We start from the raw sequence: 12,816 nt of genomic DNA, 5'->3' as shown, positions 1-12,816 counted from the left end.
ACCTTCCCTATGTATAAATTGTATAAATGTATCTAAAACAAAAGCCTGCCCCATAATCTGCAATAACAACAGGTATGGGACAGGGTTTATATCCATCATTCTCAAATCAACCGAACTGTTTATTGAAAGAAAGATGGCCAATAAATATAGCCAAATTACTTACTCTGCTTTAAATCATCCGGGATTGTTATTCCTAATTCCTTCGCCACATCTTCGTTTATCTTAAGTGTACATTTCTCATCTGCCAGGTATTCAATAGGCATATCTGCAGTTTTCGCAGTTCCTTTCAGAATTTTAACTGCTTGTTCTCCCGTTAATTTACCAAGCTCATAATAATCAATACCATATGTCGCAAGTCCGCCGTTATCTACCATACCGCCTTCACCGCATATAACAGGAAGTTTGCTTGCATTTGCAACCTGTGCAACAGTAGGCATGGACTGTGCTATCATATTATCTGTTGGTGCATAGATTGCATCTACTTTATCCACCAGGGACTGTACTACCTGCTGAATTTCATTTGTATTCGATACTGTTGCATCCACACTTTCCATTCCTGCATCTTTGATTGCTGCTTTGGCAATGTCTGCCTGAATAACTGAATTGCTTTCTGCTGAGGAATAAAGGATTGCAACTTTTTTAGCACCAGGGATCAATTGCTTTAATAATTCAATCTGTTTCTTAACAGGAGTAAGATCAGAGGTACCGGATACATTACCCCCCGGCGCGTCATTGGAAGCAACTAACTGGGAGCCTGCGGGGTCGGTAACAGCAGTAACCAGAACAGGAATTTCCTTTGTAGCATTAACAACTGCCTGAGCTGATGGTGTAGCGATAGCAAGTATCAGATCCGGTGCATCATTCACTAATTTTGTAGCAATGGTCTGAGCTGTTGACATATCTCCCTGTGCTACCTGATAATCCAACTTAAGATTCTTTCCATCCACATAGCCTGCAGCCGCAAGTGCATCTACGAAGCCCTTATAGGAAGCATCTAATGCGGCATGTTCCACATACTGATTAATTCCTATATGATAAACCTTTCCATCCGTATCACCGGAACTACCTGATGTACTTGCATCTTTGGTTCCGCAGCCGGTAAGTGACATCACAACCAGCGAAGCTGTTAATATTCCCGCTAATAGTCTTTTTTTCATAAATATTCTCCATTCTATTCTTAGTTTCTCTTTCACTTTAAAGTTATGTAGTTTAACACTTTCATCTGTTAAAGTGTACAACGAAAAAGCTTTTTTGTCAATATTATTTTCAATAATACAAAAACTCCCGGTATCCTTATTGCCTGATATTCCGGGAGTTTCTAATGTATTTTCTATTTATTTCCTGTTTCTGTATTGTCCGAAGAATTATTGTTAAATAATATAGTAATACTGATTCTTCTATTCTTTTCTCTTCCCGCTTCCGTGTTGTTGGATGCAATCGGGTCATTTTCACCATAACCGCTTGCTACAAGCCTTTTGGGATCAATATCATACTGAGCTGACATATACTCTACCACATTAGCTGCTCTAAGTGCCGAAAGCTGCCAGTTTGAAGTAAATACCCCTCTGTTTATAGGAACATTATCCGTATGTCCGCCAATCTGTATCTTATTGTCCACCTGCTTTAACAGCTTCGCAATAACATCAAGATTCTTCTTCATATCCTCTTTGATCGTTGCCTGACCGCTGTCAAAGAGTACGTCATTGGATAAGGTAATGACAATACCGCTCTCTTGTATACTGATGTCCAGATTATCTTTAAATGCACCGTTACCGATAGCATCATATAACCAGCCTTTTAGCTGCTGGAACTCATCTTTGCTGACCTCTTTTATGTCTTTTATATCTTTTCCGTTGTCTTTCCCGGTCCCGGTACTGTCTCCCGGTCCTGAAGCATTGCCGCTTCCCTGATAATTTCCTTGATTTAAGGCATCTTTCCCGCTGTTAAGTACTCCGCTGCCTTTTGGGATAATAGATCCTCCCTGTGTATTGTTACCTGCTCCGAAGGCGCTGCTTAGAGATGCTGCCAATTCATCATATTTTTGCTGATTCACATTACTGATTGAGTATAGCATAATAAAGAAAATCATTAACAGAGTTATCATGTCAGAATATGTAAAGAGCCATCTTTCACTGTTCCCTGATTTCTTCTCCTTTTTTTTCATCATCCAAGTATCCCTTAAGCCTTTCTACGATTAATGCCGGATTTCCGCCTTCCTGTATCATCAGAATACCATCCATCATCATGTTTTTGGTTACAAGTTCATCTGTATCCAATTCTTTTAGTTTATTAGCAATGGGAAGCCATAGTAAATTCGCGGTTCCGATACCGTAAAGCGTTGCAATAAACGCTACAGCAATAGACCCTGCAAGAGCTGACGTATCACCGCCGCCTAAATTACCAAGTACATGTACCAGGCCCATAACAGTTCCGATGATACCAAGAGTAGGAGCATAACCGCCGGCAGCTTCAAATACTGCAATTCCCTTGGAATGGCGATACTCCATATTATCAAGTTTCGTTTCCAGAATCTTTTTTATAATTTCAGGGTCTGTTCCATCCATAACAAGCTGAAGTCCATCCTTAATAAAGGGGTCATATTCATTACTCTGTAATTCGTTCTCCAGAGATAACAATCCATTGGTCCTGGCAAGGTTTGCTGTTTTATAAAAGACCTGTATAATTTCTTGCCTGTCCTCCTTATGCTTACGAAACGCTATAGCCAACACCTTCGGTACTTTCTTAAGTACTGACAGAGGAAAAGATACACCTACAACACCAATGGTACCTCCAATAACAATCATGGCGGCAGTAGGTTCAAGTAAAGCCCCAACATGTCCCTTATCCAAAACAAATGCCATTATTAACATAACAAATGAAAAAATCAAACTGATTATCATGCTTAAATCCATAATTTAACTCCTTCTCACCCTTTATGATAAAATTTCAATCCTGATTATGACCTTTTCTCCTCCCATCATTCTAACTGACCCTATAGAAACATCATCAAGAACGATTTGATATTCTCAAGGTAATTGTATCACCTTTTTTATACAAAATATACTGTAAATCGAGCCTCTTTGTCAAGTCAATTTTCTTAGTGAAAACCTTGTGTTATCAGTATTTTCCTTGATTTCTGCGGTATTGCAAAATCCAATTAGGATTAATTGACTATATATTACCAGCAGAATTTTCGCCATTTGTCAAAGCAGTTTTTAGATTACATAAAATTAGCAAATTTTCACTTGAATATTACAATCAAAAGGTATATGCTAATGAAGATTTTCTACATAATGCTACAAGTTATGTTTAGTCAATCACCAAATTCATAATGCAGTTAATATAATAAATCCTATATCTTCTTTTATTATATGAATTGACATAATATTAACTTTTGAAAAGGTGAAGGTAATGTATGATAATTTAAAAAGGGTGCTGATTGGCAAGCCCCTTAAGAACGAAGAATCAGACGGCCAAAAATATGGTATTTTATGGGGGCTTCCCATTTTAGCCAGCGACGCAATCTCTTCTGTCGCTTATGCCGGTCAGGAAATGCTGATTGTAATGCTGCCGGTTGTAGGTGCTCTGGCTTATGGAAAACTATCCTTAATCTCCGGCGCAATCATTCTACTTTTGATGATTTTAACACTATCCTATCGTCAGACCATTGAACATTATCCAAACGGAGGCGGTGCCTATATTGTCGCCAAGGATAATTTGGGAACCAAAGCGGGGGTAACAGCCGGTGCCGCACTCTGCATTGACTATATCCTGACAGTCGCAGTTAGCGTCTCTTCCGGAGTTGAGCAGATAACCTCTGCCTTCATCTCCCTGAAGCCTTATACCGTTATTATCTGTATCGTTATGGTTGGATTACTTATGGTCGGTAATCTCAGAGGTATCCGGGAAGCTTCCAAGATATTCGGACTTCCGGCTTATGCATTCATGCTGGCTCTCTTGATGCTGCTTATTTTTGGTTTCGCAAAGATAAAAGGAGGATATATTCCTCCGGAACCTACTATTAAATCCTTAGGTGAACCGATTACACTTATTTTGCTTCTCCGTGCCTTCTCCAGCGGCTGTACCGCTCTGACCGGTGTGGAAGCGGTAAGCAATGCGGTCCCTAATTTTAAAACACCCTCGGTGAAATATGCCAAAACGGTACTATTACTGTTATCTTTGATTATTCTTGTACTATTTGGCGGCACCTCCATTCTTGCCAATATATATCACGTTGTTCCGGGGGACAGAGCTATGCTGGTACTTATTGCGGAACAGGTATTCGGCCATGGCTTTATGTATTATTATATAACAATAACTACCTTTGTTATATTAATCATGGCAGCTAACACCGCTTATTCCGGTTTCCCTCTGCTGCTTGCCGTAATGGCAAAGGAAGGTTTTGTTCCAAGACAGCTTAGCATGAAAGGTGACAGATTAAGTTATTCCAACGGAATTCTGCTCCTCTCTTCTGTGGCTGCCGTACTAATTATTCTGTTTAAAGCCGATGTAACTTCCCTTATCGGACTTTATGCAATCGGTGTATTTATATCCTTTACCCTCTCACAGGCAGGAATGTTCAGAAAATGGCTTATAATCAAGGGGAAGAACTGGGTCCCTAAGGCATTTATCAATGGTCTTGGTGCATTGGTTACCACCGTCGCCGTTCTCATAATTGCTTTCACGAAATTCCACCAGGGAGCTTGGATTGTAATTGTTCTGATACCAATACTGATTTTATTGATGTTCAAAGTAAAAAAACATTATGAGAATATCCGTAAACAGTTAAAGATAACCCCTAAACTTTTAGAGCGTGCTGACATTAATAATAAAAAATACACCAACCATGTTATCGTTCCTCTATCCAGTGTCAACAAGTCCAGTGTACGTGCATTAAAATACGGCACCACCATTTCAGACAATGTAACAGCATTCTGTGTTGCAACCGATGAAGAGAGTGCCGCCAAGATACAGGAAAAATATAACGAACTTGGTACCGATATCCCCTTAATTATCAAGTATAACCCTTATCGTAAGGTGGTTGAACCTCTGCTTGATTTTATTGAGTCGGCTGAATATGAGTACAAGAAGGGAGACATTATTACCGTTATCCTCCCTCAATTCGTGGTGAAACGTTGGTGGCAAAGGCTGCTTCACAACCAGACAGGAAGATTCATCGAACGTAAATTATTAAAGCATAAGCATATTGTTGTAGCAGTAATGCCCCTGCAATTAAACGATTAATGAACAGTAAGTATTACAGCTAAGAAAAGCGGCAGTACCAGAGAACATAGGGTACCGCCGCTTTTTTAAATTCTCATTACCTGCCATACTATCTTTAACAAGCAATAACTAATAACCAATTAATTTTATAGTCTTGTATCCCATCTTCCGACAAAAGGATCAACCGGACTGATTCCCTTGAATTCAGAGCGCCCTAACAGTTTATCAATTACTGCCTGAAGAGTTGATTCTTTTAATTTATATGCATTGATAAAAGTGCGGATTCTTGGTGCATCTAATAAATGATAAGGATTCGCAAAGGAAATAAACATAGTAGGTATGGCAGCCTGGTAATTCGGGCAATTAGCACCCATAGGCTGAGCCCATTCTATACGTACGGTGGTCTGATTGCTTTTGGTAATCAGATTGGCGACATAAATCAGTAAATCATATTTATTCAGCATCTCATTATACGAAGCAGAGAAGCCCTCCTGAAAACTTGCCGCCGGCTGGTAAATACTTACCTCAAAGCCTTCTTTTTCAAAAGCTTCCTTTATCTTGTCAATATCTTCGTTGCCGCCTCCCATATAAGCATTATCTCCGGTAAACATCGGGTAGAGAAGAATTCTTCTATATTTCTTAACCTCCATCGGTACGATATCCTGTAAGTTTTTAACCAAAGTTGCGGAATAATCAGCAACTTGAAGGTCAATCTCCTTGTGCTCCTTGCAGCCTACAATCTTTCTGGCTTTATCAATATCAGGCAGCAAGCTTCCGTCCTCCTTCTTCTCAGGGAGTTTAAGGGCCGCTTTTGTAGCAAGAATCCTCATAACTGCTTCATCTAACCTCTCAGGAGTTATCGTACCGTTTTTAACGCCTTCTGTCATAAACTGATAATCCTCATCCAGATTCTTGGTGAATAAGAACATATCACATCCTGCTGCAATGGTATAGGGGACTGCTTTATCACGAGCCATTGGAATACACATACCTGCCATGGTGGTAGCATCTGTTATAATTAAGCCGTTAAATCCCAATTTCTCTCTTAACAGCCCATTTAACAATTCCGGTGCCAGAGTTGCCGGCATAATATCTTCATCTTTTATGCCCGGAACTAATTTTCTAGAATAAGCCGGCTGCATAATATGTCCTACCATAACCGTAAGGGCACCTGCATCAATACAAGCCTGATAGGCTGCCCCAAAAGAATCGTCCCATTCTTCACAAGAGAGTGAGTTAATGCTGGTTACCAGATGCTGGTCTCTTTCGTCCACACCATCTCCTGGAAAATGTTTTATAGATACAGCCATCCCCTGTTCCTGAACAGCTTTGGTATAAGCGACACCGCAATCTCGAACCAGCTTCGGATCAGAGCCGTATAATCTGGTCGCCATAATAGGGTTACGGAAATTGTAATCGATATCAATAACCGGTGCAAAGGCATAATTAGCCCCCACCGCAAGTCCTTCTCTCGCACAGACATAGCCCTGCTTTCCTGCAAATTCCGAATTGCCTGTAGCTCCTATCTGCATATTAGGCCCGATATTGGTTCCCTCCGTAATCATACCATCGCCGCCGGCTTCAAAGTTGGCGGAAATCAGCATGGGTATTTTGGATTCCTTCTGTAAATATGTAATCGCTTTACAGCATTCTTCCAAAGGCATGGGCCGTCCCATAATTCCGCCTATCTTATATTTATGAACCAATTCACTTAAATATCCTTCCTCGCTGCTGTACATAATCAGGTGGAACAACTGTCCGATTTTTTCTTCTACTGTCAGTTCCTCCAAGGTGCTCTTTACCCAATCAATTTGCTTATCCCCCAGATTAAAGGGATTCTTTTTTAACACATCATAATTAATCATATTAACTCCTTTCCTGCGTATCCATTCTTTCATGGGTCATTCGTCAATCAACTGCTCTTATAACATCTGCAAATTCCGTGCGCTGTCACTCTTTTATATGTATTTGTAATTTATTTATAATATCTTTTATGGTAATGCCTTTCAGCCCCGGCAATATAATCTCGGCTTTCGGTAAATTCTCGGCTGTGCCAATACCTACTGCATACATTCCAGCGGCATGTGCCCCCTCGATACCTGCCGCCGCATCCTCAAATACAATGCAGCTTTCAGCCGGCAGCTCCAGAAGCTTTGCTCCTTTGATAAATATTTCCGGGTCCGGTTTTGCTTGTGATATAATGGTTCCGTCAGCAATTACATCAAATAAATCTGTTATCTCTAACTTCTCCAGAATAAGCTTTGCATTTCTGCTGCCTGAGCCTAAAGCAATCTTATATCCCTTTTCTCTGGCATCGGATAAGAATTTCCTTACTCCCGGAAGAATTTCATCGGATTTTAACTGATAGATATATTCCAGATAGAGATTATTTTTTTCTGTACAACATTTTTCTTTTTCTTCCTCTGACATCGTTAGTCCACCGATTTCCAGGATGATTTCAAAAGAACGCAGCCTGCTGACTCCTTTTAATCTTTCATTATCTGATTCGGTAAATGGAATCCGCAGGTTTTGTGCAAGTTTCTTCCATGCCAGAAAATGATATTTTGCAGTGTCTACAATTACACCGTCCAGATCAAATATCAATCCTTTTATTTCCTTCATCTTTTGCCTCCGTCTAAGTATGCTTAAGTTGTTTGCACCTTTGTTTGGACAGCCATTTAAATAGTGTTACTGGCTCTCCGTCTAGGTAGACAGGTTTATTATTATAATCCAGAATACATTCATTATTTAAGGCAGGAATCCAGCTGAAATGCCCATTATATTCATAAGGTGTCCGATCTTCTTTCACATACATGCCGGTACGGTCTGTGACAGAGTGAAAACAGGAGAAATGCACATCTTCTGCACCTGAGTTTATTAACCTCTTATAAGTCGCCTCGCTATGCTTATGTACATCAACAATTGGATCACTGACTGCATGGGTAAACCATATAGGTACGTTCTTAATCCGTTCAATATCATTTTCTGTTATAAAGTCGTCATTCAAAGCCTCACAGATTGGGAATGCTGCCGCAAATATACTTGGATAAGCAATAATCATTTTAAGTGTCATAAAGCCGCCATTGGAACAGCCGCCTATATAAATCCGTGTTCTGTCTATGTCATCGTGTGCAGCCACATACTCCTCAATTAAGGTCCTTAAGCTTTCAACGTACATGGAACTGCCATCCTTGTTATACTCTCCTGTTCCGTCATCCATCCACATGGTAGGTGCCTGGGGAGCCAGAACATAACTGCCGTCAAAATAGTCCTGAATGGCATCCGAGATTAAGTTCACAACTTTATTACCGCTGATTGCAATGATAGGATCATCACCGCCTTCCCCTGCGCCATGAAGCCATATCAGTAACGGACGCTTTTTCCCGTTGCTTTCCGGCTGAAAAGAAGCATAGCCTAACCCTATTCCCTGATATATTCCGTTGCCGGTAACAAAATCGTCTGCTAATATTGTTCTTTTTGTATTTAACTCAGTAAATTCCAGCCCATCTATCCTGCTATCCCGGCAGATAATGGCTTTCCTTTGGGTAATTGTATAATCACTCTCTACCTGTACATTAAAAGTTCCATTAAAGGCTATGGCTGCTCCCAGTGGATTTCTTGGGTCCACCTCTAAAACAAGTGTTATAAAGGAACCACTTTTCCGGATATTTCCTTCTCTGTCTGATACATAAGCTGCACATACCTTTCTTTCCCCCTCGGAGGGGTATACCTCATCAGAATCCCAGGACTTTCGAACCTGAATCGTTTTTCCAGTCTTTATATCCCTTCTTACTACCCTTACCTGGAAGGTTTCACAGTCAAGGCTGCATTCCGACAGTGGTTGGTCCAGTTCTAAAACTAATTTAGTAATAAAGGGCCCCAGATCATAGACTCTGCTATTGTATTGTATTTCATCTGCTTTTCCTCCATAAATTTAGTTTAATACCTTCCTAAAATCTATTATAACATGGAATATTTTACAAAGATATATCACCGGTCCGGAATAGACTTCTTTATTTGTATGATTTTCTATTCCAATGAAGTGGAATCCTTCCAATGTAATATCTTGTTTTTATACCATTTCTGCTTCTTCTTTCAGATAATCCGTCTCCACCTTCTCCTCAAAACGAATTATCTTTCTTTTCCATCTACCGGACAAAAAGAAACATAAGCTGATAATGACCGCATTTAGCGATGCCGCCGGTGCTGCCAGTCCCACACCAAACAATCCGTTATCAAGAAGTGTATATAACAAATACGCCATGGGAATTCTTACTACAATTCCTGACAGCATATTATTAATCAAGGTAAATCTTGTATGTCCTGCACCGTTAAAGAGCCCGTTCATCGTAAAGGTTATCGGCACAAATAAATAATCCAAACTAAAAGCTTGCAGATAAGGGGTTCCAATCCGAATTAGATTCTCATCATTTGAAAAGATACTTAGAATCTCTCCAGGGAAAATAATAGTCAGGATAAAGATGATATATGAAATGACGCAGGCTATGCCCATTCCATATAACCAGGTCTTTTTCGCCCTTTCCACTTCTCCCGCGCCAAAGTTTTGAGCACACATGGTAGATATTGCGGCACTCATAGCTATTGCAGGTAATATTGCAAAACCATTGTATTTTCCTACTGCTCCCACTGCCGCAGAAGCTGTCACTCCGATTGTATTTACCAATGCCGTCATAAATATAAACGATAAATTGGTTATAAGGTTTTGAACAGACATTGGTATACCAATTTTTAATATTGCTTTTAATTGTATACTATCTATCAAAAAGGAACGTAATTTAAAATCAAATACAAATTTCTTTTTCATCAAATAAATCACACATAATAACATACTGATTCCTTGAGAGATGACTGTTGCAATTCCAGCTCCCAAAGCACCTAACCCTAAACCCCCAACAAGGATAAAATCAAGGATTACATTAACTATACAAGCTATGGTTACAAAATAAAGAGGATTCTTACTATCTCCCATACCTCTCATGATGGCACTCAAAGCATTATAGCCAAATATAAATACAATACCTAATGCGGTAACAATTAAAAAGTTTTTGGCTTCCTGAAAAGATTCTGCCGGGGTATTTATCAGTTCTAGAATAGAGTTTGAGAGCAGTAATATCAGACCTGTCATAATAACTGAGACGATTCCAAGTACTGTAAACAAGGTCCCGATAATTCTTTTCAGTTGATTCAGCCTTCCGGCTCCAACAGACTGGGCAATTAATATTGTTGTTCCTGCACACAGGCCGATTGCAATATTCATTACCAGATTTGTTACCTGCCCTCCGATATTCACCCCTGACATACTATCAGTCCCGCAGAACTGCCCAACAATAATCATATCGATAACACCATATAAAGTCTGAATTATATTGGTAATGATAAAAGGAAAGGCAAAACTTAACAATTGTTTTGCAACATTTCCCGTTGATAAATTATTATATTTATACATATTTATTTTATCCCGACTTTCTGATTATGTAACACAAGCTGTTCCAAACCATTTCCTAAAGTCCCCTCTTTTCCGTCCTGTAATACTTCTTCCATAGCGGCATCCTTGTTACATAAACGTTCCTGTTAACCCTTGACTCCTCCCAGGGTAATTCCCTTTACGAAGTTCTTTTGAATGAAGGGGTAGATAACAACTACAGGCAGAATACCAAGTGTTGCCATGGCCATACGCACAGTTGCTGTTGGTATCTGAGCCAGTCCCTGGTTAGCGTTAGTCAGATTCGATGCATTCTGGGATAGCGCCTGGATATTCTGCATCAAACGATTTAAGAGATTTTGAATACTATATAAATCCGTGTGTTTTACTAAATAAATATATCCGTTATTCCAATCGTTCCAGTATGCAATCCCTACAAACATGCCAATGGTGGCAATAATCGGCTTCGCCATTGGAAGTGCTACAGAATACAAGGTTTTAAACTCTCCTGCCCCGTCAATATAAGCAGCTTCAAGAATCTCATCCGGAACACCGGTGACAAAGTAACTTTTCATAAGAAGTACATTAAAAGCATTCATTAAAAGCCCCGGCACTAAAAGACCAGCAAAAGTATCCTTCACATGAAAAACATTGGTATAATTAATGTAGGTAGGTACAAGACCTCCGTTAAATAGCATGGTAAAAAACACCAGAAAGGTTAAAAGCCCTCTGAAAGGAATTCCTTTTTTGGATAAGCCATAGGCCAGCAAGGTTGTTATTATCAAACTGGAGGTTACTCCAACTGCTGTTAACAAAAAGGACATTCCATATGCACGCATCACCACGCTGCTGTTGGATTTAAAAACCCACTCATATGCAAAAAGACTCCATTTTTTAGGGAAAAAGGAATAACCGTTCTGCAACAGAGCAGCATTGTCCGTCACAGAAGAAATAACCATTAATATAATTGGTATAATTGCTAACAAGGATAGGATTGTCATGATCAGATGACCAACCCCATCATATATTCTTGCTTCCTTCGTTTTCATATTCACCTCCGCAATACCGCTTAGCGGCATCTTAAACAATCCTGTATGAGAATTTTCCCGCAATCTATGCCTAAATCAATGCACTGTCCTTATCAACCTTACGAACCAGCATGTTTGCACCTAATACCAGGATAAATCCGATAACAGACTGGTATAAGCCTGCTGCAGCGGACATGGATATATTACCAAGCTGTAATAGGCCGCGGTATACATAGGTATCAATGGTATTAGTAGTAGAATACAAAGCACCTTGGTTCATTGGCACCTGATAAAACAGTCCGAAATCGGAATAGAAAATCCTGCCGATTGCCATCAGGGTAAGCATTATTATCGTTGGTTTCAATAACGGCAGAGTAATATACTTAAATTGCTTCCACCGGTTTGCCCCATCTACCAAAGCCGATTCATAATATGCTCTGTCAAAGCCCAGGATTGTTGCCAGATATACGATACAATTATAGCCGACACTTTTCCAAGCACTTACAAAGATAATAATGAAAGGCCAATATTTTGGTTCACTATACCAGTCAACTGGTTTCAGACCAAATGCGGGTAATATTGAGTTATTTACAAAACCGTTTTCAACGCTGAAGAACGAAAACACCAGGTAGCCTATGATAACGGTTGAAATTAAGTTTGGCAGAAGTATTACGCTTTGATATACTTTTTTTCTTTTTCCATTCAGCTCACTTAATATCACCGCAACTAAGACCGCCATTACGGTATTAACAACAATAAAAGCAAGGTTATACAATATCGTATTTCGGGTAATAACAAAGGCATCACTTGTCTTAAATAAATACTCGAAGTTCTTAAAGCCGATCCAATTGCTCCCGAATATTCCTTTTCTGGCATTATACTGTTTAAATGCAATAACCAGCCCGGGAAGAGGCATATAATTATTGATAAACAAATATAGGAAGCCCGGCAGCATCATAATATAAATAGGAATAAAACGCTTCCACTTTGCCAATTTCTTAAGTAAGTGGGTTTTATGTAACTGTATCGTTCTGTTTTCTCTCACATCAGTCAAGCCATCATCTCCTTACTAGTCTGATAATTGGCAATGGTCAATATCTGTTGACCATCGCCAATTATCAA

General features: G+C 39.6%; 10 protein-coding genes. 1 reads left to right on the top strand and 9 read right to left on the bottom strand.

What is annotated here, in order from left to right:
- Positions 1–155: 155 nt before the first annotated feature.
- The 3 genes from bsdcttw_RS06260 to bsdcttw_RS06250 form a co-directional block, all read right to left on the bottom strand.
- A complete protein-coding gene (locus bsdcttw_RS06260) occupies positions 156–1,157 on the bottom strand; it encodes an ABC transporter substrate-binding protein (RefSeq protein WP_185258526.1) in 1,002 nt (333 codons plus the stop codon).
- A gap of 173 nt (positions 1,158–1,330) precedes the next feature.
- On the bottom strand, positions 1,331–2,167 hold the full coding sequence (locus bsdcttw_RS06255; protein WP_185258525.1) for an OmpA family protein: 837 nt from the start codon (positions 2,165–2,167) through the stop codon (positions 1,331–1,333).
- A complete protein-coding gene (locus tag bsdcttw_RS06250) occupies positions 2,130–2,912 on the bottom strand; it encodes a flagellar motor protein (RefSeq protein WP_185258524.1) in 783 nt (260 codons plus the stop codon). The genes bsdcttw_RS06255 and bsdcttw_RS06250 overlap by 38 nt, the downstream gene beginning before the upstream one ends.
- A 499-nt stretch (positions 2,913–3,411) precedes the next feature.
- Here bsdcttw_RS06250 and bsdcttw_RS06245 point away from each other — a divergent pair, with 499 nt between their 5' ends.
- Positions 3,412–5,244: an amino acid permease gene (locus bsdcttw_RS06245; protein WP_185258523.1), complete on the top strand. Its 1,833-nt coding sequence runs from the start codon at positions 3,412–3,414 to the stop codon at positions 5,242–5,244.
- Between the two features lie 125 nt (positions 5,245–5,369).
- Here bsdcttw_RS06245 and bsdcttw_RS06240 read toward each other — a convergent pair whose 3' ends face one another.
- The 6 genes from bsdcttw_RS06240 to bsdcttw_RS06215 all read right to left on the bottom strand — a co-directional run bounded on the left by bsdcttw_RS06240 (position 5,370) and on the right by bsdcttw_RS06215 (position 12,652).
- Positions 5,370–7,088 (bottom strand): glycoside hydrolase family 3 protein, encoded by a 1,719-nt coding sequence (locus tag bsdcttw_RS06240; RefSeq protein ID WP_185258522.1) that lies wholly within the window; start codon positions 7,086–7,088, stop codon positions 5,370–5,372.
- 85 nt (positions 7,089–7,173) lie between these two features.
- Positions 7,174–7,845, bottom strand: coding sequence for a beta-phosphoglucomutase (gene pgmB, locus bsdcttw_RS06235; RefSeq protein WP_185258521.1), 672 nt, complete (start codon positions 7,843–7,845; stop codon positions 7,174–7,176).
- Between the two features lie 13 nt (positions 7,846–7,858).
- Positions 7,859–9,106 (bottom strand): prolyl oligopeptidase family serine peptidase, encoded by a 1,248-nt coding sequence (locus tag bsdcttw_RS06230; protein ID WP_225903857.1) that lies wholly within the window; start codon positions 9,104–9,106, stop codon positions 7,859–7,861.
- A gap of 189 nt (positions 9,107–9,295) precedes the next feature.
- Positions 9,296–10,690 (bottom strand): MATE family efflux transporter, encoded by a 1,395-nt coding sequence (locus tag bsdcttw_RS06225; protein WP_185258519.1) that lies wholly within the window; start codon positions 10,688–10,690, stop codon positions 9,296–9,298.
- A gap of 125 nt (positions 10,691–10,815) precedes the next feature.
- A complete protein-coding gene (locus bsdcttw_RS06220) occupies positions 10,816–11,715 on the bottom strand; it encodes a carbohydrate ABC transporter permease (RefSeq protein ID WP_185258518.1) in 900 nt (299 codons plus the stop codon).
- A 70-nt stretch (positions 11,716–11,785) separates the two neighbouring features.
- On the bottom strand, positions 11,786–12,652 hold the full coding sequence (locus tag bsdcttw_RS06215) for an ABC transporter permease (protein WP_185259730.1): 867 nt from the start codon (positions 12,650–12,652) through the stop codon (positions 11,786–11,788).
- Positions 12,653–12,816 lie beyond the last annotated feature (164 nt).

This window comes from Anaerocolumna chitinilytica, assembly GCF_014218355.1.
Classification (GTDB): domain Bacteria; phylum Bacillota; class Clostridia; order Lachnospirales; family Lachnospiraceae; genus Anaerocolumna; species Anaerocolumna chitinilytica.
Note: the sequence above shows the minus strand (reverse complement) of the source record. Positions and strands in the feature narration are given on the sequence as shown.